27 protein-coding genes are annotated in these 23,790 nt (G+C 66.0%); 10 read left to right on the forward strand and 17 right to left on the reverse strand.

The genetic code is table 11. The features are described 5' to 3' along the window. Positions 1-1,119, forward strand: a complete 1,119-nt coding sequence (locus AC1DRP_RS03340; protein ID WP_476767794.1) for an ABC transporter permease — start codon at positions 1-3, stop codon at positions 1,117-1,119. Between the two features lie 110 nt (positions 1,120-1,229). On the opposite strand, the gene nagA is transcribed toward AC1DRP_RS03340, so the two are convergent. From nagA to AC1DRP_RS03375, 7 genes are all read right to left on the reverse strand, one after another. After that, a complete protein-coding gene (gene nagA, locus AC1DRP_RS03345; RefSeq protein ID WP_441507254.1) occupies positions 1,230-2,342 on the reverse strand; it encodes an N-acetylglucosamine-6-phosphate deacetylase in 1,113 nt (370 codons plus the stop codon). Continuing rightward, positions 2,342-3,343 carry an SIS domain-containing protein gene (locus AC1DRP_RS03350; protein ID WP_476767795.1) on the reverse strand — a complete coding sequence of 334 codons (1,002 nt, stop codon included), beginning with the start codon at positions 3,341-3,343 and terminating at the stop codon, positions 2,342-2,344. Before AC1DRP_RS03350 ends, nagA begins: the two co-directional genes overlap by 1 nt. Before the next feature lie 26 nt (positions 3,344-3,369). Further along, the gene (locus AC1DRP_RS03355) at positions 3,370-4,203 is read right to left on the reverse strand and encodes a GntR family transcriptional regulator (protein WP_441507256.1); all 834 of its coding nucleotides are present in this window, start codon (positions 4,201-4,203) and stop codon (positions 3,370-3,372) included. After that, positions 4,200-5,126 (reverse strand): N-acetylmuramic acid 6-phosphate etherase, encoded by a 927-nt coding sequence (locus AC1DRP_RS03360; RefSeq protein WP_441507257.1) that lies wholly within the window; start codon positions 5,124-5,126, stop codon positions 4,200-4,202. The genes AC1DRP_RS03355 and AC1DRP_RS03360 overlap by 4 nt, the downstream gene beginning before the upstream one ends. A 319-nt stretch (positions 5,127-5,445) precedes the next feature. Continuing rightward, entirely contained in the window at positions 5,446-6,762 is a 1,317-nt protein-coding gene (locus tag AC1DRP_RS03365) for an IS701 family transposase (RefSeq protein ID WP_476767796.1), read from the reverse strand. Between the two features lie 118 nt (positions 6,763-6,880). Further along, positions 6,881-7,635 (reverse strand): IS5 family transposase gene (locus tag AC1DRP_RS03370; protein ID WP_476767797.1). Its coding sequence is split into 2 segments (ribosomal slippage): positions 6,881-7,302 and positions 7,302-7,635, totalling 756 coding nucleotides; the frame shifts between segments, so codons are not numbered across the junction. A 60-nt stretch (positions 7,636-7,695) separates the two neighbouring features. Beyond that, on the reverse strand, positions 7,696-8,799 hold the full coding sequence (locus tag AC1DRP_RS03375; protein WP_476767798.1) for an anhydro-N-acetylmuramic acid kinase: 1,104 nt from the start codon (positions 8,797-8,799) through the stop codon (positions 7,696-7,698). Positions 8,800-8,952: 153 nt separating this feature from the next. Between AC1DRP_RS03375 and AC1DRP_RS03380 the strand changes: the two genes are divergently transcribed. From AC1DRP_RS03380 to AC1DRP_RS03405, 6 genes are read left to right on the forward strand one after another with little or no spacing between them, the layout of a single operon-like run. Then, positions 8,953-10,482 (forward strand): ABC transporter substrate-binding protein, encoded by a 1,530-nt coding sequence (locus tag AC1DRP_RS03380; RefSeq protein ID WP_476767799.1) that lies wholly within the window; start codon positions 8,953-8,955, stop codon positions 10,480-10,482. A gap of 17 nt (positions 10,483-10,499) precedes the next feature. Further along, on the forward strand, positions 10,500-11,450 hold the full coding sequence (locus tag AC1DRP_RS03385) for an ABC transporter permease (RefSeq protein ID WP_441507260.1): 951 nt from the start codon (positions 10,500-10,502) through the stop codon (positions 11,448-11,450). After that, entirely contained in the window at positions 11,450-12,268 is an 819-nt protein-coding gene (locus AC1DRP_RS03390) for an ABC transporter permease (RefSeq protein WP_441507261.1), read from the forward strand. Before AC1DRP_RS03385 ends, AC1DRP_RS03390 begins: the two co-directional genes overlap by 1 nt. Further along, a complete protein-coding gene (locus tag AC1DRP_RS03395) occupies positions 12,265-12,714 on the forward strand; it encodes a GNAT family N-acetyltransferase (RefSeq protein ID WP_476767800.1) in 450 nt (149 codons plus the stop codon). Before AC1DRP_RS03390 ends, AC1DRP_RS03395 begins: the two co-directional genes overlap by 4 nt. After that, positions 12,714-13,973 carry a UDP-N-acetylglucosamine 1-carboxyvinyltransferase gene (murA, locus tag AC1DRP_RS03400; RefSeq protein WP_476767801.1) on the forward strand — a complete coding sequence of 420 codons (1,260 nt, stop codon included), beginning with the start codon at positions 12,714-12,716 and terminating at the stop codon, positions 13,971-13,973. Before AC1DRP_RS03395 ends, murA begins: the two co-directional genes overlap by 1 nt. Further along, complete coding sequence (locus AC1DRP_RS03405; RefSeq protein ID WP_441490193.1) at positions 13,970-14,851, forward strand: glucosamine kinase nucleotide-binding domain-containing protein; 882 nt, start codon at positions 13,970-13,972, stop codon at positions 14,849-14,851. The genes murA and AC1DRP_RS03405 overlap by 4 nt, the downstream gene beginning before the upstream one ends. Here the strand turns inward: AC1DRP_RS03405 and AC1DRP_RS03410 are convergent. The 8 genes from AC1DRP_RS03410 to epmA form a co-directional block, all read right to left on the reverse strand. Continuing rightward, positions 14,836-15,144 carry a DUF1330 domain-containing protein gene (locus AC1DRP_RS03410; protein WP_441490194.1) on the reverse strand — a complete coding sequence of 103 codons (309 nt, stop codon included), beginning with the start codon at positions 15,142-15,144 and terminating at the stop codon, positions 14,836-14,838. The two genes, AC1DRP_RS03405 and AC1DRP_RS03410, sit on opposite strands and share 16 nt — an antisense overlap. Before the next feature lie 3 nt (positions 15,145-15,147). Beyond that, entirely contained in the window at positions 15,148-15,435 is a 288-nt protein-coding gene (locus tag AC1DRP_RS03415) for a DUF1330 domain-containing protein (protein ID WP_069877716.1), read from the reverse strand. A gap of 41 nt (positions 15,436-15,476) precedes the next feature. After that, positions 15,477-16,184, reverse strand: coding sequence for an orotidine-5'-phosphate decarboxylase (gene pyrF / locus AC1DRP_RS03420; RefSeq protein WP_441490195.1), 708 nt, complete (start codon positions 16,182-16,184; stop codon positions 15,477-15,479). After that, on the reverse strand, positions 16,181-16,765 hold the full coding sequence (locus tag AC1DRP_RS03425; protein ID WP_441507301.1) for a histidine phosphatase family protein: 585 nt from the start codon (positions 16,763-16,765) through the stop codon (positions 16,181-16,183). The genes pyrF and AC1DRP_RS03425 overlap by 4 nt, the downstream gene beginning before the upstream one ends. A gap of 25 nt (positions 16,766-16,790) precedes the next feature. Continuing rightward, positions 16,791-17,549 (reverse strand): hypothetical protein, encoded by a 759-nt coding sequence (locus tag AC1DRP_RS03430; protein ID WP_441507264.1) that lies wholly within the window; start codon positions 17,547-17,549, stop codon positions 16,791-16,793. Between the two features lie 70 nt (positions 17,550-17,619). Then, positions 17,620-18,264 (reverse strand): DsbA family oxidoreductase, encoded by a 645-nt coding sequence (locus AC1DRP_RS03435; RefSeq protein WP_441507265.1) that lies wholly within the window; start codon positions 18,262-18,264, stop codon positions 17,620-17,622. Between the two features lie 32 nt (positions 18,265-18,296). After that, the gene (locus AC1DRP_RS03440) at positions 18,297-19,349 is read right to left on the reverse strand and encodes a lysine-2,3-aminomutase-like protein (protein WP_441507266.1); all 1,053 of its coding nucleotides are present in this window, start codon (positions 19,347-19,349) and stop codon (positions 18,297-18,299) included. Continuing rightward, complete coding sequence (epmA, locus tag AC1DRP_RS03445) at positions 19,346-20,410, reverse strand: EF-P lysine aminoacylase EpmA (RefSeq protein WP_476767802.1); 1,065 nt, start codon at positions 20,408-20,410, stop codon at positions 19,346-19,348. The genes AC1DRP_RS03440 and epmA overlap by 4 nt, the downstream gene beginning before the upstream one ends. 91 nt (positions 20,411-20,501) lie before the next feature. On the opposite strand from epmA, the gene efp reads away from it, so the two are divergent. From efp to AC1DRP_RS03460, 3 genes are all read left to right on the forward strand, one after another. Continuing rightward, positions 20,502-21,095, forward strand: a complete 594-nt coding sequence (efp, locus tag AC1DRP_RS03450) for an elongation factor P (RefSeq protein WP_441490200.1) — start codon at positions 20,502-20,504, stop codon at positions 21,093-21,095. Positions 21,096-21,189: 94 nt separating this feature from the next. Next, positions 21,190-21,708, forward strand: coding sequence for a DUF1993 domain-containing protein (locus tag AC1DRP_RS03455; protein ID WP_441507268.1), 519 nt, complete (start codon positions 21,190-21,192; stop codon positions 21,706-21,708). 6 nt (positions 21,709-21,714) lie between these two features. Beyond that, a complete protein-coding gene (locus tag AC1DRP_RS03460; protein ID WP_441507269.1) occupies positions 21,715-22,200 on the forward strand; it encodes a GNAT family N-acetyltransferase in 486 nt (161 codons plus the stop codon). A 182-nt stretch (positions 22,201-22,382) separates the two neighbouring features. On the opposite strand, the gene AC1DRP_RS03465 is transcribed toward AC1DRP_RS03460, so the two are convergent. Next, the gene (locus AC1DRP_RS03465; RefSeq protein WP_441507270.1) at positions 22,383-22,994 is read right to left on the reverse strand and encodes a LysE family translocator; all 612 of its coding nucleotides are present in this window, start codon (positions 22,992-22,994) and stop codon (positions 22,383-22,385) included. A gap of 112 nt (positions 22,995-23,106) precedes the next feature. Next, entirely contained in the window at positions 23,107-23,763 is a 657-nt protein-coding gene (locus tag AC1DRP_RS03470; protein WP_476767803.1) for an MBL fold metallo-hydrolase, read from the reverse strand. Between the last annotated feature and the right edge of the window lie 27 nt (positions 23,764-23,790).

Genomic DNA, 23,790 nt, shown 5'->3' on the forward strand with positions numbered 1-23,790 from the left:
ATGCTCGACACGCTGCTGCGCATCCTCGCCCTAATCCGCAAGGAACTGCTCGCGATCCTGAAGGATCCGAAGAGCCGCATCTCCCTGATCGCCCCACCGGTCCTGCAGTGCCTGATCTTCGGCTATGCCGCGACCTATGACCTCAACAACGTGTCCTATGCACTGCTCGACCACGATCGAAGCGCCGTCTCGCGCGCACTGATCGCGCGCCTGGACGGTTCCGGCACCTTCACGCGGGTCGCCACGCTCGACGTCGAGCGCCAGATCGCCGACATCATCAACGACCAGCGCGCCTTGCTGGTGATCACCATTCCCTACGATTTCGAGCGCGGTCTGCAGGCGGGGACCGCGCCCGCCGTGCAAGTCATCGCCGACGGGCGCAACTCAAACACCGCGGGTACCGCCCAAACCTATGTCAGCCAGATCGTCACCGGCTTTGGAGCCGACTGGCAGAGTTCGCACGGCCAGCCCGGCCCACCCGTTCGCATGACCACACGGGCCTGGTACAACCCCRCCCTCGAAACGCGCTGGTACATGGTTCCGGCCCTGATCGGCACCATCACCATGATGATGACGATGATGCTGACTGCGATGTCGGTGGCGCGAGAGCGCGAGGAAGGCACATTCGATCAGTTGCTGGTGACGCCGTTCCGGCCCTCGGAGATCATGGTCGGCAAGGCAGTCCCCGCCATGCTGATCGGGCTCGCCCAGTCGACGCTGATTCTGCTGGTGGCGCAACTCTGGTTCCAGATCCCGTTCTCCGGCAGTTTTGCGATGCTCTATCTCGGCCTCTTCCTGTTCCTCTCGGCATCGGTCGGGATCGGCCTCTTCATCTCGTCCATCGCGGGCAATATGCAGCAGGCAATGATCGGCTCATTCGTGCTGCTGATGCCGTTCATGCTGCTCTCGGGCCTGACGGCGCCGATCGGCAACATGCCCGAGATCCTGCAGTACTTCACCCTGATCAACCCGCTGCGCTACGCCATCAGCATCACGCATCAAATCTATCTGGAGGGTGCCGGAATCAGGCAGCTCTTGCCGGAGATGCTGGCGCTCGTCGCCATTGCCGCCGTGACCCTGCCCTTCGCCGCCTGGATGTTCAGGAACAGGCTCACCTGAGCCGATGGCGCCAACCATCGGCCCGAAGAGCGGATTGCGATCGTCGGGGAAGCCGACGCGATCACAGAAGGCCAAGCCCTCCGGCAGGATACGATATCCGCTCTGCGGAACTAGCCGCCGGTGCGCAGCACGGAGAATTCCGCCCGCCGCCCCGGCGCGATCCGGCCATGGCTGGTGGATAGCCCGAGATAGGCCGCAGGCGTTGCGCTCGCCATCGCCAAGGCCTGCTCAAGCGTCGCGCCGCCGTGCCGATAGGCATTGAGAATCGCGGCATTCATGTCGAGATGAGCGCCTGCGAGGCGGCCCTCGGCATTGACGAGCCGGCCGCCGCTGACATGAATCGTCTCGCCGAAGAGTTCGAAGGCATCCCCGTCGGCGCCGATCGTCGCCATCGCGTCGGTGACAAGCATCATCCTGTCCGGCCCGATCGCGCGAAACGCAGCCTGAAAGGACGGCCAGGCGACATGGTGCCCGTCCGCGATGATGCCCGCGGTCAACCCCATGCCCGACATCACGGAACCGACCACGCCCGGCTCGCGCGAGCCGAGCTGCGACATGGCGTTGAACAAATGGGTGGCACCGCTCAGGCCCTCGGCATGGGCCGCCGCCATCTCAGCCGCGCTCGCGTTGGAATGGCCCGCGCAGACCTTGACGCCACGCGCGACCAGCGCGCGGATGAAGCCGGAAGGCACGCATTCGGGCGCGAGCGTCACCAGTGTCACGCCAGCGGCGCCGAGCGACGTCAACAGATCGACATCCTCCGGCTCGGGCCGCAGGAGATTGGCGACCAGATGCGCGCCACGACGTTCGGGATTGATGAAGGGGCCCTCGATGTGAATGCCGAGAACGCCCGGCACAGCGCGCGCAATCGCTTCGCGTGCGGCTGCGATGGCCTTCGCGATATCTGCCCTGCTGGCGCTGATGAGGGTCGGCAGCAGGAACCGCGTGCCGAAGCGGGCATGGGCAGCGCTGATCGCAGCTATGCCGTCGCAGCTCAGTGTATCGTTCAGCATGACGCCGCCACCGCCATTGACCTGAACATCGATGAAGCCCGGCGCGAGCACGCCGTCATCCGGCAGTTCCTCGATCACGCAGTGCGGCTGCGCGCTTGACGGCAGCATCTCGGTGACGATCCCATCCTCGGCGATGACGAGGCGATCCGGCCAGATCCGCTCGCCATCGAACAGGCGCCGCGCACGCCAGCCCTGCCGCCGCGCTGCCATCACAGCGTCTCCGTGACCTTGACCAACCCCGGTGGACGGTCGACATCGCGGCCAAGCCGCACCGCCTCGGCTTCCAGCGCGCGATAGACGGGCACCAGCAGCGCGATCGCGTCGAGCGCCGGGTCGCCCGCTGCCAGTCCCGGGAGTGTCGGCCRCAGTCCGCTTCCCGAGAAGATCGACGCCCCCTCGTGACGAAGCGTCGCCAGGGCCTCCTCGATGCTCTCCGAAACCTCACCACCGGCATTGAGGCCGAGGATCGGATGCTCGCTCCGGATCGCGGCCTTGGGTCCGTGCAGGACTTCCGCCGAGCTGAACGCCAGCACGGGCACGCCCAGGACCTCGGCCGCCTTGAGCGCGGCCTCGCGCGCTGGTCCCAGCGTCAGACCGCGCCCGATGACGAAACCCGCCGGTGCATCGGACAGCCGGCGCGCCCAGGCCGACCAGTCGAGGGTGAGCGCCTGGGCAAGACGTTCGGGAGCCGATTGCGCAGATGTCGCGAGCGCAGCGTCCCTGCTCAGACGCGCGACCAGCAGCATGCCGGCCAGCATCGTGTTCACAACGGTCTTTGTTGCGGCCACGGCGAGCTCGGGACCTGCCGCGATCGGGATGACATGGCGGCAGGCCCGAGCGGCAGGGGAATCGGGATCATTGACGATGGCGACCGTTTGCGCCCCGGCCTCTGTCGCCTGCTCGGCCGCCGCCACCAGATCGGGGCTGCGGCCAGACTGCGAGATCAGGATATAGAGCGCCTCCCTGAGACGCGGGCTTGCGCCATAGCGCGTCACCACCGAAGGGGCCGCCGCCGCAGAGCTCAAGCCCAGGCGGGTCTCGATGAGATAGCGCAGATGCGTGCCTGCATGGCCGGAACTGCCCCGGCCGCTGACGACGACATGGCTGACGCGCGACATCTGCAGCGCATCGGCGACGCGCGCAATCTCGCCTTGCCCCTCCTGCAGAAGCCGCGTCGCGGCCTCGGGGATTTCAGCGATCTCGGCTGACATGCGGGAGGGGTTTCGATCCTGCAGTGTCACGATTGCGGCCCCATCGCTTCGCCCTTCAAGGTCGCGACAAAATCATAGCGATCGCCGCGATAGGCGGAGAGCGTGAACTCGACCGGCTTGCCATTGCCGAGAAACGCACGGCGCTCGATCCTGAGCAGCGCGCTGCCTGCCGGAATGCCGAGATGCTTTGCCTCATCCGCCGTCGCGAGGCCGGCATGGATGCGCTGCACGCCATGGGCAGGTGCTGCCCCCCTCTGCGCGAGCGCGGCGTAGAGCGAGGTTTCGATCAGATCCGGCGACGGCAGGATGGTGGCGGGCACGACGGCGCATTCGATCGCCAGCGGCTCTCCATCCGCCGTTCTGACCCGGATCAACCGGACGACAGCGTCGCTCGGTCCGAGACCCAGCGCCATCGATTCCTGCGGCTTCGGCCGCGCCAGCTCCTTCGACAGCCAGATCGAGCCCGGCCGGCCGCCGCGGTTCTCGATATCGGTCGAGAAACTCGCCAGGACCGAGAGCGGCTGCTCCATACGCGAGGCGACGAAGGTGCCCGAGCCATGCCGTCGCGACAACGCGCCGCTGCGAATGAGCTCGTCGATGGCATTGCGCACGGTGACCCGGGCATAGCCGGTCAGCTGGGCGAGGTCGCGCTCGGAGGGAACGGCATCGCCGGGAAGGAAGACCTCGGTCTCGATCAGCCGGGACAGAGCGCCGGCGAGCCTGAGATAACGTGGCGTCGGGTCGTCTCCGGCGAGCGCCTGAAGGATCGCCTGCTGCTTGGCCGGCATCGCTTCGGGGGCAGCGTCGGACGCGCCCTCGCGCGGACGCCGCGGACCGCGCCCGGGTGAGGTTTCGCTCACCGGGCCGCCCTTGGAGGCGCCTTGGCCGGGCCGTTCGTCCCGACGCCGAGATCGAACAGGGCCAGGCGCAGATTGCCATGATGGCGAGCGAGCAAGCTCTCGGCCAAGGCAGCCTCGGCGCCGCTTGCAAGCAGCACGGCGCGCTTCACATCGCCGCCGGCGCGGTCGAGATGGCGGGCGGCGGCCTCCATGCCGCATCCGGTGATCATCTCGACCATCTGCGCCGCCCGCAGCCGGAGCTTGGCATTGGTCGCGCGCATATGGACCATCAGGCCGCGATAGACCCGGCCGAGACGAATCATCAGCAGCGTCGAGAACAGGTTGAGCACGATCTTCTGGGCGGTTCCGGCCTTCATCCGGGTGGAGCCGGCAACGACCTCTTCCCCGGTTTCGGTGAGGATGCCGAGATCCGCCGTGCGCAGCAGTGCCGAGCCGCGGTTATTGGCGACGCCGATGGTCAGGGCGCCACGCGCCTTGGCTTCCCCGATGGCGGCGAGCGTGTAAGGCGTGCGGCCGCTGGCAGCGAGACCGATCACGACGTCGTTCGGCCCGACATCGGTGCGGCGCATCGCGCCCGCGCCGTCATCAACCGAATCCTCGGCATTCTCGACGGCGTGGAGGATCGCCTCGTCGCCGCCAGCGATGGCGAAGGCCAACCGCTCTTCCGGCCAGTCGAAGGTCGGGGTCAGTTCCGCGCCGTCCTGCACGCCGATGCGGCCCGAGGTGCCGGCACCTGCATAGATCAGGCGGCCACCGGCCTCGAGGCGCGGCACGGCCGCGGCAACGGCTTCCGCAATCGCCGGCAAGGACGACGCGATGGTGGCGACCGCTGCAAGCTGGCCTTCGTAAAGCGCCTTGAGGATGTCGAGGTCGCCCCAGGCATCAAGTTCTCGAAAGCGCGCGCTGACGTCTTCAGTCGCCATGGATAGCCCCTCGTGACCAGACCAAAATAAGTCCACTTTAGCCCAGTAGCAAGCGAGGAACCGACAGGGAAGAGTTGTTTCGTCTGGAAGGCATGCGGCCTCGACCAGCGTCCCTCGTTTTGCTCGGTTGTCGGACCAACCACGCCGACCCGATTCTCGCTTCACGGCAAGGCAAGCCAGCCGATCGCGCCGCGGCGGGCCAATTCATCATTGGGCTGCGCCGCCAAAGGTCGGATTGCGGATGCTGCGATGCGGGGCCCGGCGCTGGCTGCCCGAAGCGCGCCGCCGACGCGAAGACTAGCACTACTTTGGCAGATTTTTAGAACTGAGTTGTCGGCGGCAATGCGGACATCGTGTTGGCGGCGGCCGTTCGAGCTTGGCGATGATGGCCGCGCGGACCTTTGGCAGGGTCGGCTGCGGTGGCGGGCCCTGGATTCTTTTTTTCCCGCTTCGCCTGCTTGAGGCGCCGGGATTGAAGGAAGGCATAGGCGATCATGGTCATGAGGGCGTGCCGATGCAGCCCCGTCCATGATCGTCCCTCGAAGTGGTCGAGCCCGAGCTCCTCCTTCAACTGCTGATGCGCCTGCTCGCAGATCCAGCGCGCCTTGATCGCGCCGGCCAGGCGCTTGAGCGAGGTGTCGGCGGGCAGGTTCGAGAGGTAATATTTGCGCTCTCCATTCGAGCGGTGTTCGCCGATCAGCCAGGCCTCTTCTCCCGGCAGATGCTGCTGTCCCATGTCGCCGATCCTCTGGGGCGGCCCGTCGGCCACCTTGATCCGCATGGCGGCGAAGCGGGCTTTCAGCAGCCCCTTGGTCCCACGCCGCCAGCTGAGCGTGCGCCAGGGCGCCGCCGCCAGCGTCTTCTCCGCCGAGACCGACTTCGCATCGGGCACATGGTTCTTGCGCGGGCGGCCGCGCCCGGAGACGGGGAAGACGAGAGCCACGTCGACCGGATAGACCTTCTGGCGCGCTCCTATGCCGACGGCCCAGGTGAGGCCACGCTCGCTCAAAGCCTGACGGAACGGCGCAGAGAGGCCATAACCGGCATCGGCCAGCACACAGCCGAAGCGCAGGCCGGCCGTGCGCGCCCGATCGATCTCGGCGAGCGCGATCTCGGGCTTGGTCCGGTAGCCTCCATGACCGTCCGGCACGCCGGCCCGGGCCAGTCGTGTGGGATCGCTCGTCCAGCTCTCGGGCAGGAACAGCCGCAACCCCACCATGATCGGAACCTCGCCGGAAGCCAGCGTCAGCGACACCAGTGTCTGGCAGTTCGCGTTCTTGCCCAGGGCCGAGGCGTATTGCGGCGCGACACCGACCGAGCGCTCGCCCTTCTTCGGCAGAGCCGTGTCGTCAACGATCAGCCAGGCGTCCGCGCCGCCGACCATCCTGTCCGCCTCGGTGAGCAAGACCTTCTCCAGCGGCACGGTGTCCCAAACACCGCTGGCGATGAAGTGATGAAGCTGGTCGTAGCCGACACCGCCGTCGCGGGCCGCCATCGGCTGGATGCTCTTGCGATCTCCCGCGCCGATCAGCCCCGCCACATAAGCCGGACACATCCTCGCCCGCACCTTGTGCCGTAGAGCATCCAGAAAGGGCGAAAGCCACCCCTCAAGATCGGACTTCCAAGTATCGTCCATGGCCGGCCCTCCAGAAAGCCGACCCCCTATGAATCACGCAAATCGCGCCCCGGGAATCCCAAAAACGCCAGCCATTCTAAAAATCTGCCAAAGTAGTGCTAGGCTCAGGACTCATTGCTTAGATCCAGAAGATGACGGCTGCCGCGATACAGATGGCTGAGAAGAATGTGTGAGCGCAGCGATCGTATCGGGTTGCGATGCGCCGCCAGTCCTTGAGCTTTGCGAAGAGGTTCTCGACCTTGTGGCGCTGGCGGTAGAGCACCCTGTTGTATTCGAAGGGGATCTTGCGGCTCCGGCTCGACGGGATGCAGGGCTCGATGCCCTTGGCGAGAAGCGCCTCGCGGAATGTCGCGCTGTCGTACCCGCGATCGGCGATCAGGGCCTTGGCGGGCGGCAGCGCGTCGAGCACGAGGCTTGCGCCCTTGTGGTCACTCATCTGGCCTTCCGAGAGCAGCAGGATGATCGGGCGGCCTTCACCGTCGCAGACGGTGTGGAGCTTGGAGTTCAGTCCGCCCTTGGTGCGCCCGATACGACGGGGAACAGCCCCTTTTTGAGCAGGCTCGCCGCCGTGCGATGGGCCTTGAGATGCGTGGCGTCGATCATGATCCGCTCGGGTTTCGGTCCGTCGCCGGCCAGGCCCGCGAATATCCGGTCAAACACGCCGAGCCGGCTCCAGCGGATGAAGCGGTTGTACAGCGTCTTATGCGGGCCGTAGCCTTTGGGCGCGTCCTTCCATTGCAGGCCGTTGCGGATCACATAGACGATCCCGCTTACCACGCGCCGGTCGTCGACCCGTGCGACCCCGTGCGACAGCGGAAAGTACGGCGAAATCCGCGCCATCTGCGGCTCGCTCAGCAGGAACAAATCATCCATCACCGCCTCCTCGTCAGAGACCGTGAATCACAGATCATTCCTAATTAATAGGTCCTGAGCCTAGCTCGGCAGGTTGAGCCGCCCGCCGGTCAGCGGTTCCGGCACGCCGGTCGTGCCGGGCAGGCTGAGCGGCAGGCCCTTGACCGAGCGGATCGCGAGATAACCGAAGGTCTGCGCCTCGATGACATCGCCAGCCCAGCCAGCAGCCTCTACGGGCTCGACCGGCACACCGAGGCGCTCATGCAGCCTCGCCATGAAATGACTGTTCAGGCGACCGCCGCCCGTGACCAGCCAGCGCCTCGGCGCCTTCGGCACATGACGCAGCGCGGCGACCACGCTTTCCACCGTAAAGGCGGCGAGGGTTGCGGCGCCATCGGCGTCGGAGAGAGCTTCCACGCCCTTGGCGCGGCGATGAAAATCATTGCGGTCCAGAGATTTCGGCGCTGGGCGTTCGAAAAACGGATTCGCCATGAAATCTGCCACGAGGTCCTCACGCATCTGCCCGCTCGCCGCCAGTGCCCCGCCGGCATCGTATTCACGGCCCAACCGCCGCAAGACGAAATCGTCAAGGATCGCGCTGGCCGGACCGGTGTCGAACGCGATCACGTCGTCGCCGTCGATATAGGTGACATTGCCGACGCCACCGAGGTTCAGCACCATCACGGGCTGCTCCAGCCCCTGCGCCAGCGCACGGTGATAGAGCGGCGCGAAGGGAGCCCCCTCGCCGCCCGCCGCAACGTCGGCGTAGCGGAAGCGATCGACGGTCGGGACGCCAAGCGCTCTTGCAACCGCCGGCCCGTCGATGAGCTGGCGGGTGAAGCGGATTTCCGGCCGGTGGTAGACGGTCTGGCCATGCAGGCCGACGAGGTCGATGCTCTGCGGATCGAGCGCCTGTTCGGCCATGAAGCGCCTGACCGCATCGAGATGGGCGGCGGTGACAGCCGCCTCCAGCTCGAGCAGCGGTTCCTTGACCGCTCGTTCGGCCTCGGCAATCAGAGCCTGAAGTTCACGCCGCGTCTGTGCCGGATAAGGGTAGGAAGCGCCGGCGCCGAAGCGGAGCGTCTCGCGGCCATCGCTCTCGACGATGGAGACGTCGATCGCGTCCATCGACGTGCCGCTGATCACGCCGATCGCGGTCAGTGTCTGCTTGGCCAGATCGCGCATCTTCCGTTCCCTAATGCCCATGGCAAGCTTCAAGGCTTGCACTGGCTCTAGGCGATCGGCTAAGCGTTGTCCAGATTGGTCCCTAAGTGGTCCATATGCGAAACTGATCGCACGAGCGCCCGAGAATGCGCCGTCTGCCGGGAGGGATGGGCCATGTATCGCGCCATGAAGCAGGGTTCGGGACGATGCCGCGCGCTGCGCAGCAGCATCGCTGCCACGGCCTTCGCGTTGATCGCCGGTGCTGCGTCCGCCCAGGTGCTCGAGGTCGCCGTCGAGGCTTCTCCCGCAGGGCTCGATCCCCATATCGTCACAGCCTTCGCCTCGTCGCAGCTCGTGCTCGGCCCGATCTATGAAGGACTGACCGCGCTCGACAAGGACCTCAACATCATCCCCGGCCTGGCCGAGTCCTGGACCGCGTCCGCCGACGGCAAGACCGTGACCTTCAAGCTCCGCTCCGGCGTGACCTTCCATGACGGCAAGCCGATGGAAGCGGAAGACGCCGCCTCGTCCTTGCGGCGGGTGCTCTCGAAGGATGTCGGCTCGCCGCTCGCGAGCCGCCTCGGAGCGCTGGAAAGCGCAACGGCCGTCGACGCGACCACGCTCAAGCTCAAGCTCAAGGAGCCGTCGGCCCCGCTGCTCGCATCATTGACCGGCATCGCGATCGTCCCACGCGGGCTCGAGGGCAACAAGGACGCGCTGCAGCGCGCGCCGATGGGCACCGGCCCGTTCAAGTTCGAGGAATGGCAGCCGAACGGCTTCATCCGACTCGCCAAGCATGCCGGCTACTGGAATGCGGCCGAGGTGAAGCTTGCAGGCGTCAAGTTCAACTTCGTTCCCGAAGCGGCCACGCGCCAGGTCGGAATCGGCAATGGCCAGTTCGCGCTGCTGCCGCATATCGATGCAGCCACCGCGCTTCAGCTCAAGGGCAAGCCCAATGTGGCGATCCGCGAGACGATGGAGCTCGCCTACACGCTGATCGGCATGAACGTCTCCAAGCCGCCCTTCGACAATCCGAAGGTGCGCGAGGCGCTGAACTACGCCCTGAACCGCAAGGAGATCATCGACGCAGCGCTGTTCGGCAGCGGTGCACCGGCTGCCCCGCTGCCTCCCGTGCTGAAGGACTGGGCGGTCGATGTGAAGGACCTGCCCTGCTACACGCATGATCCGGCCAAGGCCCAGGCACTGCTCAAGGAAGCCGGCATCGCCACGCCGATCTCGGTCAACATGACGGTCCTGCCGCGGCAGGACATCCGCGACATCGCCCAGGTCGTGCAGCAGCAGCTCGGCAAGGCCGGCTTCAAGGTGGAGCTGAAGAACCCCGAGCTAGGCCAGTTCGTACAGGACTGGCGCAACTCGAATTTCGACCTCTTCGCCTCGACCAATGCCGGCAGCATCGAGCCCGACGACTATTTCTACCGCGCGTTCCGCACGGGAGGATCGACCAACGTCTTCAAGTACAGCAACCCCGAGCTCGATGCGCTGCTCGACAAGGGCCGCGCGACACTCGACAAGCCAGCGCGGCAGGCGGCGTATCGCGACGCGCAAAAGATCCTCGGTTGCTCGGGCCCGGCGGCCCATATCGCCTATCCCACCCTGTTCAGCGCCGTGCGCGGCAACCTGCAGGGCTATGACATCTACGCCAACCGCTCGCTGGTCTCGCTCGGCCGCGCCAGCCTGCGCTGATCCGGCACGGTCGAGGCATGCTCCGCCATCTGCTCCAGCGCTGCCTCGACCTCGCGATCGTGCTCTTCGGAATCTCCGTGATCGTCTTCATGATGATCCGGCTGATCCCGGGCGATGCGGTCGCGATCATGCTCGGCGCCAATACCGAAGTGACGCCGGAACGCGTTGCGGCGATGCGCAGCGAACTCGGGCTCGACCGGCCGCTGCTCGAGCAATATCTGAGCTGGCTCGGGCGAGCGCTCCACGGTGACTTCGGCACCTCGATCTGGACCGGCCGGCCGGTGCTCCAGGAAATCACGGCCCAGATCTGGCCGACCCTGCAGCTCACCGTGCTGGCGCTCGTCATCGGCGCCGGCCTCGCTGTGCCCGTCGGTTGCCTGATGGCGCATTGGCGCGGCGGACGGGCTGATCTCGTCCTGCGCATCGGCGCGATCGCGGGGCTCACCATCCCGTCCTTCTGGCTCGGCATCGTCATGCTGATCACCGTGGCAAGCCTGGCCCCAAGCTTCGCCTCGCTCGGCTATGTCCCGTTCAGCGAGGACCCGCTCGGTAACCTGCAGCGGCTGCTGCTGCCGGCGATCGCGCTGGCATTGCCGATCCTTGCCAATCTGTCGCGCCTTGTCCGCACAGCGATGCTCGACGCGCTCAGCCAGGACTATATCCGCACGGCCCGCGCCAAGGGGCTTTCGGAGACCGCGGTGCTCTACCGGCATGCGCTCCGCAACGCGCTCATTCCCTTCGTCACCAGCGTCGGCATCATGACGGGCTATCTGCTTGGGGGCGCGATCGTGGTCGAGCAGGTCTTCTCGATTCCGGGCCTCGGGCGGCTGATCCTCGGCGGCATCGCCGAGCGGAACTACCCGCTGGTCCAGGCCACCATCCTCATCGTCACCGTCGGCTTCGTGCTGGTGAACGCCCTGGTCGATCTCGCCTATGCGCTGATCGACCCAAGGCTCAGGACTACGTGATGAGCCAGAGCCGCCGTATCGCCATCGCAGCGGGCATCATCGTCACGCTGCAGATCGTGCTGGCGCTCGCCGCCCCCCTGATTGCGCCCTATGACCCGCTCGCCCAGGACATCGTCGCCCGCCTGAAGGGGCCGAGCCTCGCGCATTGGCTTGGCACCGATCATCTCGGCCGCGATATCCTGGCGCGCATCCTCTATGGCTACCGCACCGCCCTGATCGCCTGCGGCATCGCCGTCGGCCTCGCGCTGCTCGTCGGGGGCGGCCTCGGCCTCCTCGCAGCCTTCTATCGCAGCTGGTGCGAGCGCATCGTGATGCGGCTGATGGACATTCTCTTCGCCTTTCCCGTGATGCTGCTCGCCATCGGCATCATCGCCATGCTCGGGCCGCGAACGGAAAGCGCCGCCATCGCGATTGCGGTCGTCTATGTGCCGATCTTCGCACGACTGATCCGTGGCCCGGCCCTCGTTCTGGTCGAGAGCGACTTCGTCGCCGGCATCCGCTCGATCGGCGCCTCGGACCTGCGCATCATGCTGCGCCATATCCTGCCCAATCTGGCCTCCGTGATCCTGGTCCAGACCTCGTTGCTGCTGTCGGCCGCCATCCTGGTCGAGGCCTCGCTCTCCTTCCTCGGCCTCGGTACCCAGCCGCCGACGCCCTCGCTCGGGCTGATGCTGGCGGAAGGGCGCAATTTCGTGCTGCTCTCGCCCTGGAACGCGATCTTCGCCGGGCTCGGCATCCTCTTCCTCTCGCTCGGCTTCAACCTGCTCGGCGACGCGCTCCGCGATGAACTCGATCCCCGTCTGCGGGGCCGGTCGTGATCATCCGCAAGGCAGAGCCTGGCGATATCGCTCCGGCGGCAGCCATCCTTGCGCAAGCCTATCAGACCAGCTTCCGTCCCATCATCGGCGATGCGGCGTCGACCTATGACGTTGCGCATTTCGAGGCCCGGTTCGAACGGGACCTGGAGCATCTCACAGTCCTGGACGATGGCGGCGTCAGAGGCGTCCTGCTGCTGCTCGACGGTCATGTCATCATGCTTTTCGTGGCCGAGACCGGCCGCCGCCATGGAGCAGCCCTGCTCTCCCATGCCGAGGCGAATGGCGCCTGCTCGCTCGAGGTCTTCGCGGCCAATATGGGCGCGCGACGCTTCTATGAGCGGGCTGGCTGGCATCGAGCCAGCGAGTACAGCCGCGATTTCGCCGGCGCGGAGCACCGCTTCCTGCGCTATGAGAAGTCCCCCGAACGCGCGCAAGAGGCCCCCTGATGGACAAGCTCCTGATCCGCGGCGGCCAGCGGCTGTCCGGAACCGTCGATATCCGCGGCGCCAAGAATGCCGCCTTGCCTGCCTTTGCAGCCGCGCTCCTCTCCGACAAGCCACTGACCCTGCGCAACCTGCCTGATGTGGTCGATATCGGGACAATGCAGGCCCTGCTGGAAGGGTACGGCGTCAGCTTCTCCGGGCGCGCGGCGGATGCGCTGACGCTCAACGCCAGCGAAGCCGCGCCGCGGGATGCGAGCTATGACATCGTCCGCAAGATGCGCGCGACCATTCTGGTGCTGGGGCCGCTCATCGCCCGCTTCGGCCATGCCCGCGTCTCCCTGCCCGGCGGCTGCGCGATCGGCGCACGCCCGGTCGACCTTCACCTGAAGGCGCTTGAGGCCCTCGGCGCCGAAATCAGCGTCGCCGGCGGCTATATCGAGGCAAATGCTCCCGCCGGTCTGCGCGGCGCGCGCATCGTCTTTCCCTTCTCCTCGGTCGGAGCCACCGAAACCGCCTTGCTGGCGGCGGGCCTTGCCAGCGGCGAAACCGAGATCGTCAACGCGGCGAAGGAACCGGAGGTCCTCGACCTCGCCCGCTGCCTCGTCGCAATGGGCGTCAGGATCGAGGGTATCGGCAGCCATCGCCTGCAGGTCCAGGGCGCCCAGAGCTTCAGGCCAGCGACATATGAGATCGTCGCCGACCGCATCGAGGCAGGCACCTATGCGGTTGCGGCCGCGATCACCGGCGGCGAACTCKAACTGGTCGGCGCACGGCTCGAACATCTCGCAGCCGTCGGCGAAGCGCTCGAAGCCGCCGGCGTCAGACTCTGGCCGACCGATCGCGGGCTGATGGTGTCGCGGCCAGGCCGTCTCACCGGCATCGACATCATGACCCAGGCCTATCCCGGGTTCTCGACCGATCTGCAGGCGCAGTTCATGGCGCTGATGAGCGTGGCGGACGGTACCTCGCTGATCCGCGAAACGGTGTTCGAGAACCGCTTCATGCATGTCCCGGAGCTGGTCCGGCTCGGCGCCGACATCACGCTGAAGGGTACCAGCGCCATGGTGCGCGGCGTCGAAGCGCTCAAGGCGGCGCCGGTCATGGCGACCGACCTGCGCGCCTCGGTCAGCCTCGTGCTCGCAGGGCTCGCTGCCGAGGGCGAGACCGTGGTCAGCCGCATCTACCATCTCGACCGCGGCTATGAGGCTCTCGACCGCAAGCTCAGGCGCTGCGGCGCCGATATCGAACGGGTCGGCGCATGAGCGCTGTGGCCGATCTGTATCTTGGTGTCGATGGCGGCGGCACTGGCTGCCGCTGCCGGCTCGAGACCGCCCAGGGAGAGGTGCTCGGCTCGGGCATCGCGGGGCCGGCCTCGCTCCGTCTCGGTCTGGAGGCCTCGCTTGCCGCGGTGATGCAGGCAGCGCGCGGCGCGATGAGCGAGGCTGGCCTCAGCGAGGATCAGTTCAGTCGGGTCCGCGCCGGAATCTGCCTTGCCGGCATCGGCCGCAAGGGCATGCAGGAGGAGCTTGCAGGCTGGACAAGCCCCTTCGCCGTCACAGTCTTCGAGAGCGATGGGCTCGGCGCCTGCCTTGGCGCTCATGCCGGTGAGGACGGTGGGATCATCATCATCGGCACCGGCTCGATCGGCCTCGCCCGCGTCGACGGACGCGAGATTCGGATTGGCGGCTACGGCTTCCCGGTTGGTGACGAGGGCAGCGGCGCCGATCTCGGCCTTGCCGCCATTCGCGTCTCGCTGCGTGCCCATGACGGCCGGGAGCCGCAAACGCGCTTCACGACGGACGTCCTGGCCAGGTTCCAGGGCGATCCGTTCGAGGTCATCGCCTGGATGGACAAGGCCCACGCCACGGATTACGCGACGCTCGCGCCCCTGGTGCTGCGCCATGCGGACCTCGGCGACTCGCATGCCCGGGCCATCATGCAGAATGGCGCGGCCCTGATCGACGCCATGGTGCGCACCTTGTTCGAGCGCGAGGTGCCACGCGTTGCGCTGATCGGCGGCCTGTCCTCCGCGATGGAGGCCTGGCTTGCGCCCGATGTCAGGCGCAGGCTCTCCGCCGTCAGAGGCGATGCGATTGCAGGCGCGCTATCGCTGGTGCGGAGGCATCACGCGCCGGGCTGAGGCCCGTCATAGCCCCCGATGATGACGAGGTCGGACTGACCCGCCTGCGCCAGATGCTTGGTCGCCTCCTGGTATTCAGGCGACTCGTAGCAGGCGCGCGCCGTTGCCTCGTCCTTGAACTCGATGACGACGTTGTGCTTGCGTCCCTCGCCGCGCGCGAGTTTGTACTCGCCGCCACGCACCAGGAACTTCGCGCCGAATTTGGCGAAGGCGATGGCATTCAGGGTGCGATACCTGGCGTATGCCTCCGGATCCTCGACATCGACGCGGGCGACCCAATATCCCTTCGCCATGGCTCAGAGCCCTTCCACGACAACGAGATCGATCTCGCCAGCGCCTTCGCGCTCCTTGCGGGCCGCAGCATATTCCGGCGAATTCGCATAGGCCTTGGCCGTCTCGAAATCCTTGAATTCGATGACGACGTTGCGGGCCCGGCCCTCGCCTTCGGCCACCGTCATCTGGCCGCCACGCACGATCGGCGTACCGCCATACTGCTTGATCACCTCGGAGGCCTTGGCGGCGTAGACCGCCCAGAGCGTCGCGTTGGAGACCATGGCGCGACCGATGACATATCCCTTGGGCATTTCCAGCTTCCGTTCTTTGGTTGAAACCTGATCCGGCCAGACTACGAAGCCGCGGCGATCTCGTCCATGATCGCGGCAGCCGCCGCACGCGGGTCAGCCGCGCGGATAATGGGGCGCCCGATGACGAGATAGTCGGCGCCGACGCGGATCGCCTCGCCGGGCGTCAGGGTCCGCTTCTGGTCGCCGGCGGCACTTCCCGCGGGGCGAATGCCGGGCGTCACGATGACCATGTCGGGACCAATGATGTCGCGCACGATCTCGGTCTCGGCGGCGGAGCAGACGATACCGTCGATGCCCGCGCTGCGGGCCTGCTGGGCACGCAGGCGCACGAGATCGCGCACGGCGAGGCCGTAGCCGGCATCGCGCAGATCGCCATCATCGTAGGAGGTGAGCGCGGTGACGGCGAGCAGCTTCAGATCGGAGTCGGCCCGCCCCTCGACCGCTCCGCGCATGGTCTGCGGATAGGCGTGGACGGTGAGGAAGGTGACGCCGAGCTTGGTCAGGGAATCGACCCCCTCGGTGACCGTGTTGCCGATGTCGTGCAGCTTGAGGTCGAGAAAGACCTTCTTGCCCTCCGAGATCAGCTGACGGGACAGGTCGAGCCCGCCGGCAAAGGCGAGGCGGTAGCCGATCTTGTAGAAACTCGCCCCATCGCCCAGTTCGGACACGATGCGGTAGGCGTCCCAGATCGTCGGCACGTCGAGCGCCACGATCATGCGGTCACGAAGATCGTTGATCTTGGCGGTCATAACGCTGCGAACTCCTCAATCGATTGCCAGCCGTGCTGCACGATTCGCGTCGTTACGTCGAATGCGAAGAGATTGCCACCGCCTGCGGGCTGATCGCGCAGGCGCTTGATCGGCCAGCCAGACGTAGCGCAGAGCAGCAAGGTGCCGACCCCGCCATGGCCGACGAGCAGAATGTCGCCATCCCCCGCCGCGGCCAGTACGGCTTCTGTTTCCCGAACGATCCGCAACTGCGCATCGAGCGCACGCTCCCAGCCGCGAACGCTCAGCTCGGGATTGGCGAAGAACTCGTCGGCCACCTTCTCGAATTCCGACGGCGGCAGGAAACCCGTGGCCGACCGATCGTTCTCGTGCATGGCCTCGCGGATCTTGACGGTGAGGCCGAGCTGCTCCGCGACGCATTCGGCCGTCTCGATCGCCTTGCGCTCGGCCGACGAGACGACGAGCCGGGTTCCGACGAGCCCAGGCGCAGCCGCAAAGGCCTGGGCCCGTGCCCGGCCGATATCCGACAGCCCCCAATCGGGCACAGGCACGGCTGGATCAATCTTGACCTGGGGGTGGCTGAGATAGCGGACGACACCCATCACATCRGACCTTCGCACATGAACATCACTTCAAAGCCAGCACGAACATGATGGCGATCAGCGCAATCAGCAGATTCATCATCCAGCGATTGAGCACGGTCATCTGGCGCAGCTTGCGGAACTCGATACCGTCCTCCGGGTCTTCACCCGCAGCTCCAGTGGGATGGACAGCAAGCACCGGATGCGGCTCTTCCTGCCTGCGCCCGCGCTGAGACCAGCTCAGGCTCTGCACCAGCCCCTTGGCACTGCCACTCGTGCGACCGTCCGCCTCGATACCGAGATACCAGGTCACAGGGCCGCCGGCCGGCGGATCGCGATCGGCATCGCTGATCCAGAGATTGGTCGCCGCCGAGATCGAGATGGCATCGACCAGGCCCGCCTGCAGATCGCTCTTCAATTCGGCATAGACCGGTGCGGAGACGAAAAGATCGGCCGAAAAGGCCCCGGCATGCGGAGCATCCGCTTCGTCGTCAAAACCCAGCCTGAGCAGCATCTTGCCTTCGCCGGTTTCAGGAAGGGCCCGTATGCTCAGCGCGACGTGCTGAGCACGGTCCGCAAATCCGGCACGCCCGAGCCAATCGCGCCCCAGGGAGCCAAATCCGCGAAGTCTAGCAGCGGAACCGAGCGAACCGTTCTGGCTGGCATAGCCTGAGACCACATCGAGCGGCCCCGTTTCAAGAAGGAGGTGCCGGGCCGGGCTCTGTACGAACGCATTGCGCTCGCCCTCGATCGTCAATCGGCCGTCCGCAGTCGTAACGGCCCGTGTCGTCGCGTCCGATCTCATCTCGACTCTGCCCCCCGCCGGCCCCTTCTAGACCAGCGCGGAGGCAAACGAAAACCGGAGATATTCTCGCTCACGCCGTCTCGCGCGCAAGCTGGGCAAAGACCTTGGTCCAGACATCCGGCGTCTGCGCGCCCGAAACCGCGAGCTTGCCGTCGACAATGAAGAAAGGCACCCCGGTCACCCCGACCTTCTGGGCGTGGGCCTCGAGGCCGATGATCGTCTCACGCAATTCATCATTGGTGAGTTCGTCGCGAGCCGCATTTTCCTCGAACCCGAGTTCGGTCGCGATCGCCACCAGCGTCTCCAGATCGCCGATATCTCGCCCGTCCTGGAAATAGGCCTTGAACAGGGCTGCCTTCATCTCACTGCCGCGCTGCACGGTGGACGCGGCCGCGATCAGCATATGGGCCATACGGGTGTTGGGCGTACGCATGACCTTCGACCAGTTGAACGTCACACCACTTTCGAGTGCCGCTTCCGAGAGCCTGATCTCGATTTCCTTGCGCTTGCCGGGCCCGAACTTGGCATCGAGATAGCTCGCCCGGTCCGCACCTTCCGCAGGCATGTCCGGATTGAGTTCATAGGGCAGCCAGGTGATGGCGACGCGGTCGGTCAGGCCGTGATTGGCCAGCGCCGTCTCGAGCCGCGCCTTGCCGATGAAGCACCACGGGCAGACCACATCCGACACGATGGCGATGGGCATTTTCTCTTGCATGATCGCTCCTTGGCGATGCGCCGCGCTGGTACTCAAGCTGGCGGGTAGGAATGCTGCGTACCGAAACGGTCTTCAGCCTGCGCCTCGGCGCCCGGCATCTCGCAGCCCGAAAGGAAGGATGGACCGACCGGAATCTTGCCGGCCCCTCCGGGAATATCGAGGATATAGGTCGGCTGGCACAGGCCCGAAAGATGGCCTCGCAGGCTTTTGACGAGCGCTTGTCCCTCCGCCAGAGACAGCCGGAAATGGGAGGTGCCCGGTGCGAGATCCGGATGGTGCAGGTAATAGGGCTTCACCCGGTTCTCGACGAAGGCGCGCATGAGCGCAGCCAAGGTCTCGATATCGGCATTGACACCCTTGAGCAGCACGCTCTGGCTGAGCAGGACATGGCCGGCATCGGCGAGGCGCGCGATCGCGGTACGCGCCGCCGGCGTGAATTCGCGCGGATGGTTGGCATGAATGGCGATGTAGCTCGCCTTGCCGGGCACGCGCAGGGCGCGGGCGTAATCGGCCGTGATCCGCTCGGGGTCGACCACCGGCACCCGCGTGTGCCAGCGCGTCACCTTGATATGCGGGATCGCCGCCAGCCGCTTGGCGACCTCGCGCACGCGGCGCGCCGAGAGGATGAACGGGTCGCCCCCCGTCATGATGACTTCCCAGATCTCCGGCCGCGACGCGAGATAGGCCAGCGCCGCGTCGAGCTTCTCTCCGGCAAGCGAGGCGCCACCGGGGCCGACCATCTCGCGCCGGAAGCAGAAGCGGCAATAGACCGGGCAAGCATGGACGAGCTTCAGCAGCGCGCGGTCGGGATAGCGATGAACCACCCCCTCGACCGGCGAATGCGCGTCGTCTCCGATCGGGTCGGCCATTTCCTGCGGCATGGTCAGCAGTTCCGCCGCATCGGGGATGAACTGGCGCGCGATCGGATCGGCCGCATCGGACGGGTCGATCAATGCCGCGATCGCGGGAGTGACGGAAACGGCGTAACGTTCGGCAACCGCATCCAGCGCCTCACGCCGCGCCGGCACGACAAGCCCCCGCGCCACAAGCGCGTCGATGCTGCGAAGAGGGGTATGGGCGGTCATCGGCGTGTCCTGCCCGCTTCGGCTACCGGCGTCCAGAGCACGTCCTCGATCCGGCGCGCACCGGTGCAGAGCATCACCAGCCGATCGAAGCCGAGCGCGATGCCGGAGGCCGGAGGCATCGCATCCAGCGCTGTGAGGAAATCCTCATCGAGCGGGTAGCGTTCGCCGTAGATGCGCTGCTTCTCGTCCATGTCCGCCTCGAACCGCCGACGCTGTTCGGCCGGGTCCGTCAGTTCGCCAAAGGCATTCGCAAGCTCGACACCACAGGCATAGAGCTCGAAACGCTCGGCGACACGCGGATCGTCCGGCTTCGGCCGCGCCAGGGCCGCCTCCGAGATCGGGTATTCGCAAAGGATGGTGGCGCAACCGCGACCAAGATGCGGCTCGATCTTCTCCGAGAGAACCCGGCTGAAAATGTCAGACCAGCTGTCGTCCCCAGCAAGCCGGATATTGGCAGCCAGCGCAGCTGCGGCGAGAGCCTCTCGATCGGTCGCCCCGTTCTCCGCGATGGTCGCGAGCAGCTCGATGCCGGCATGTCGGACAAAGGCATCATGCAGGGTCAGGCGCTCGGGTTCGGCGAAAGGATCGGCGACCAGCCCCCGCCAGTGCAGCTGACTTGCGCCAGCGGTGCGGGCCGCCTCGGCCAGCAGAGCCGCGGCATCGGCCATCAGCGCGTCGTAATCCTCGCCGGCGCGGTACCATTCCAGCATGGTGAATTCGKGATGGTGCAGCGCCGTGCGTTCGCGATTGCGGAACACCCGGGCGAAATCGAAGATACGGCTTTCGCCGGCCGCCAGCAGCTTCTTGGCCGCGAATTCCGGGGACGTGTGCAGGTAATAGGGATGCACGCCCTCGGCATCGTCGATCAGCGCGGTCGCGAAGCCGTGCAGATGTGTCTCGTTGCCCGGCGAGACCTGCAGGATCGCCGCCTCGACCTCGATGAAGTCGCGCGCCTCGAACCAGCGTCTCAGCGCTGCCTTGATGCGTCCGCGCGCCAGCAATGCGGGCCGGCGGTCGGCATGAATGTCCCGCCGCCACCAGGGCGGATGTCCCTCGACCATCGAACCTCGGTTAAGAATCTCTGCAAGCTTCCGTTTCGCCCGCGAATGCGGTAGTTCCGCGGCGACGAAATCCGCATAGCGCGCGCGCTCGATGCGCACCAGCAAGGAAACTCACGTGGTCAAGGTCATCGCCAGCTCCGTTCGCAAGGGCAACGTTCTCGAACTCGACGGGCATCTCTGCTCCGTCATCTCGGCTGAGAGCTTCTTTCCCGGCAAGGGCACCCCGACGACGCAGATCGACATGCGCCGCATCTCCGACGGCGTGAAGATGACGCAGCGCTACAAGACGACCGAGCAGGTCGAGCGCGCCTATGTCGAAGACCGGGATTTCACCTATCTCTACCAGGACGGCGAACAGTACGTCTTCATGAACCCCGAGACCTTCGACCAGATCCATGTCGACAACTCCGTGGTCGGCGACACGGCGCCCTATCTGCAGGAAGGCATGAAGGTCTCTCTCTCGGTCTTCGAGGACAAGGCTGTCGCAATCGAGCTGCCGCAGCGCGTCACGGTCGAGGTTGCCGAGACCGAGCCGGTGACCAAGGGTCAGACTGCCTCGTCCTCCTACAAGCCCGCGATCCTGACCAACGGCGTGCGCACCGCCGTGCCGCCCCACATCGGACCCGGCACCCGCATCGTCGTGATGACGGCTGACGGCTCCTATGTCGAGCGCGCCAAGGACTGATGCAGCCCTGCCCCTGTCATCGACGGGCCAGCAGTATTATCGATAGTGGAACGGGCCCTTCCGGGCCCGTTTCGTTTTTGAGGGATCCTGCATCATGCCGATTTCCGTTCATGCCGCCGCCTTCGCGGGCATTATCCAGACCCTGAAGGCGCTCGACGCCATTCTCGACAAGGCTGTGGCGCAGGCGGAAGCCCGCAAGATCCAGCCCGAGGTCCTGCTCAACAGCCGCCTGGCGCTGGACATGCTGCCCTTCACCCGACAGATCCAGCTCACCTGCGACTTCGCCAAGAATGCTGCGGCGCGCGTGAGCGCCGGCGAGAACCCGAAATTCCCGGATGAGGAGAAGACCTTCCCGGAACTGAAGGAGCGGATCGCCAAGACGCTCGCCTTCGTGCAGAGCATCGACGATGCCGCCCTCGAAAGCGGCATCGGCAAGGACGTTACCTTCCCGCGCGGTCCGCAGCAGACGGTCACGATGACGGCCGAGGCCTATCTGACCCGCTTTGCCGTGCCCAATTTCTATTTCCATGCCACCACCGCCTACGCGATCCTGCGCGAGAACGGATTTGACATCGGCAAGCGCGACTTCCTCGCCGACGTCTTCGAGGCGTAACGCCTGATGGCCGCGGCTGTCTCGACGAAATCGGGCGACCTGGCCATTATCGGGCGCGCGGCTGCGTCGGACGCCGCCGCCATCGCCGATCTCTACCTCGCCGCCCGGGCTGATGCACTGCCCTGGCTGCGCCGAGTCCATAGCGATGAGGCAGTGCGCGACTGGATCATCCATGATCGCCTGGCGCGCGGCGAGAACTGGGTTGCCCGGTTGGGCGACGAGGTCGTCGGCTTCATGGCGCTCGACGGCGACGATCTCGATCAACTCTATCTGAAGCCCGGTCACTATCGGCAAGGCTTCGGCTCACAGCTCCTCGCCAAGGCCAGGGAGCGCAGCCCACAGCGGCTGCATCTCTTCTGCTTCCAGCGCAACGCACGCGCCCGCGCCTTCTACGAGAAGCACGGCTTCAAGACCATCGACATGAACGATGGCTGCCGAAATGTCGAAGGAGAGCCGGACATTCTCTATGAATGGCGGCCGAGCGCGTCATAAGCCCTTGAAATCGGGACAGCCCCTCCCCATTTGATGTTCACGGCGATGTCGAGGGCGTTCCACTGTCCTCCATCCTCGTTGAAGACGGCCATGAGCCGAACGTGTGACGCCGGATGTACGCGCGCCCGTTCTGGACATGGCCGTTGGCGTTTCCGGGGCCCGAGGGCCCCGGGACGCAGGTTTCAGCGATCCGCCACGGCAAGCTTCGCACCGAGTGCAACGAAGGCGCCGGCAAAGATGCGCCGCATCCAGGTCATCACCTGCGGCCGGGAGATGACGTGGTTGCGGACAGACGCTGCGAACAACCCATAGACCACGAAGACCACAAAGGTCAGCAGCATGAACACGCCGCTCAGCGCGAGCATTTCCGGCATGGGATTGGTCGCATCCGCGCTGACGAACTGTGGGAGGAATGCGAAGAAAAAGATCGAGAGCTTCGGATTGAGCAGGTTGACCAGAACCGCATCGATCGTCACGCGCAGTGCAGAGCGCGTGTCGACCTTCTGCTCGACCTGCAGGGCCCCGCGTTCCTGGAGTGTGTTCCAGGCCATGTAGAGCAGGTAGGCCACACCGAGATATTTGAAGATCTGGAAGGCAAGCGCGCTCGTGTGCAGCAGCGCCGCCAATCCCATGATCGCCGCGAGCATGTGGGGCACGATGCCGAGCGTGCACCCGAAGGCCGCGACGACGCTTGCGCGCGCGCCCCGCGAGAGGCCCGCTGCCACGGTGTAGATCATGCCCGTGCCCGGCGAGGCAACGATGATGAGGGAGGTGATTAGGAATTCGAGGCTCATGGCGGCGCTCCGTGCTATGCCGCCAAACTAGTGAGCTACGCCCTTACGTCAATCGCTGTGGCGCGCGCCCTCCACAACCTGTACGAGCACCGGGCGCGGAGCGCCTGTGCCCTCAATCCTGCAGGAATGGGTTGTTCTGCCGCTCCTCACCGAGCGTACTCGCCGGCCCGTGTCCCGGCAGGAACTGGACATCGTCGCCCAGCGGCAGGAGCTTGGCCTTGATGCCGGCAATCAGCGTCTCATGGCTGCCATAGGGAAAATCGGTGCGCCCCACCGAGCCTGCGAACACCGTATCGCCCGCAAGCAGGAAATGCGCGTCCTTCTGGAAGAAGGTGACATGGCCGGGCGTATGGCCGGGCACATGCTGCACCGAAAAGGCGACATCGCCGATCGACACCGTTTCGCCCTCGGCAAGCCAGCGCGTCGGCGTGACCGGACGAATGCCGCGCATCTCGAAGCGCAGCCCCGAAGCCGGCAGGTCGTCGAGCAGGAACTTGTCGGCCTCATGCGGACCAATGACCGGCACAGCGAGCGCATCGGCAAGATCGGCCGCACCGCCGGCATGGTCGATATGGCCATGGGTCAGCCAGATCGCGACCGGCTTGACGCMGAGTTCCTTCAGCGCGTCCTGAATGCGGTCGACATCACCACCGGGATCAACCACCGCTGCTTCCTTGGTGCGGGTGCACCAGATGACCGAGCAATTCTGCTGGAACGGAGTCACCGGTACGACGGCGACATTCAGGGGGGTGGCAGCCTGCTCGGTCATGCGATCTTTGCCTTTCCGTAAGGGGTG

It is taken from the genome of Allobosea sp. 01N443 (genome assembly GCF_056399325.1).

Bases quoted from the DNA above. Each gene is read 5' to 3' on its own strand.
- nagA (WP_441507254.1), bottom strand. From the start codon at position 2,342: ATGGCAGCGCGGCGGCAGGGCTGGCGTGCGCGGCGCCTGTTCGATGGC.
- AC1DRP_RS03360 (WP_441507257.1), bottom strand. From the start codon at position 5,126: ATGGCGACTGAAGACGTCAGCGCGCGCTTTCGAGAACTTGATGCCTGG.
- AC1DRP_RS03365 (WP_476767796.1), bottom strand. From the start codon at position 6,762: ATGGACGATACTTGGAAGTCCGATCTTGAGGGGTGGCTTTCGCCCTTT.
- AC1DRP_RS03375 (WP_476767798.1), bottom strand. From the start codon at position 8,799: ATGCGCGATCTGGCCAAGCAGACACTGACCGCGATCGGCGTGATCAGC.
- AC1DRP_RS03380 (WP_476767799.1), top strand. From the start codon at position 8,953: ATGTATCGCGCCATGAAGCAGGGTTCGGGACGATGCCGCGCGCTGCGC.
- AC1DRP_RS03385 (WP_441507260.1), top strand. From the start codon at position 10,500: ATGCTCCGCCATCTGCTCCAGCGCTGCCTCGACCTCGCGATCGTGCTC.
- AC1DRP_RS03390 (WP_441507261.1), top strand. From the start codon at position 11,450: ATGAGCCAGAGCCGCCGTATCGCCATCGCAGCGGGCATCATCGTCACG.
- AC1DRP_RS03405 (WP_441490193.1), top strand. From the start codon at position 13,970: ATGAGCGCTGTGGCCGATCTGTATCTTGGTGTCGATGGCGGCGGCACT.
- AC1DRP_RS03410 (WP_441490194.1), bottom strand. From the start codon at position 15,144: ATGGCGAAGGGATATTGGGTCGCCCGCGTCGATGTCGAGGATCCGGAG.
- AC1DRP_RS03415 (WP_069877716.1), bottom strand. From the start codon at position 15,435: ATGCCCAAGGGATATGTCATCGGTCGCGCCATGGTCTCCAACGCGACG.
- pyrF (WP_441490195.1), bottom strand. From the start codon at position 16,184: ATGACCGCCAAGATCAACGATCTTCGTGACCGCATGATCGTGGCGCTC.
- AC1DRP_RS03425 (WP_441507301.1), bottom strand. From the start codon at position 16,765: ATGGGTGTCGTCCGCTATCTCAGCCACCCCCAGGTCAAGATTGATCCA.
- AC1DRP_RS03430 (WP_441507264.1), bottom strand. From the start codon at position 17,549: ATGAGATCGGACGCGACGACACGGGCCGTTACGACTGCGGACGGCCGA.
- AC1DRP_RS03435 (WP_441507265.1), bottom strand. From the start codon at position 18,264: ATGCAAGAGAAAATGCCCATCGCCATCGTGTCGGATGTGGTCTGCCCG.
- AC1DRP_RS03440 (WP_441507266.1), bottom strand. From the start codon at position 19,349: ATGACCGCCCATACCCCTCTTCGCAGCATCGACGCGCTTGTGGCGCGG.
- efp (WP_441490200.1), top strand. From the start codon at position 20,502: ATGCGCACCAGCAAGGAAACTCACGTGGTCAAGGTCATCGCCAGCTCC.
- AC1DRP_RS03455 (WP_441507268.1), top strand. From the start codon at position 21,190: ATGCCGATTTCCGTTCATGCCGCCGCCTTCGCGGGCATTATCCAGACC.
- AC1DRP_RS03460 (WP_441507269.1), top strand. From the start codon at position 21,715: ATGGCCGCGGCTGTCTCGACGAAATCGGGCGACCTGGCCATTATCGGG.
- AC1DRP_RS03465 (WP_441507270.1), bottom strand. From the start codon at position 22,994: ATGAGCCTCGAATTCCTAATCACCTCCCTCATCATCGTTGCCTCGCCG.